The sequence below is a fragment of the Streptomyces sp. AC550_RSS872 genome (assembly GCF_019049285.1).
GTDB lineage: Bacteria > Actinomycetota > Actinomycetes > Streptomycetales > Streptomycetaceae > Streptomyces.
The window spans coordinates 1-202 of the sequence record NZ_JAGMUL010000153.1; the positions used below are offsets into that span (position 1 = coordinate 1).

Here is a 202-nt window from a genome sequence, read left to right on the forward strand (position 1 = left end):
GACGAGCTGGTCGGCCGCGCCCAGGCCGAGGGCCTGCAACTGACCGGCGAGGGCGGGCTGCTGCAGCAACTGACCAAGCGGCTGCTCGAGTCCGCCCTGGAGGGCGAGATCACCGACCACCTCGGCTATGACAAGCACGATGCGGCCGGCAGGAACGGCGGCAACTCCCGCAACGGCAGACGCTCCAAGACCGTGCTGACCG

The 202-nt window shown here is 70.3% G+C and carries 1 protein-coding gene; it reads left to right on the forward strand.

All coding sequences use genetic code 11. The annotated features are described in order from the left end of the window. Positions 1-6: 6 nt before the first annotated feature. A partial coding sequence (locus KUM44_RS38135; protein ID WP_254390718.1) for a transposase occupies positions 7-202 on the forward strand: 196 nt, incomplete at its 3' end.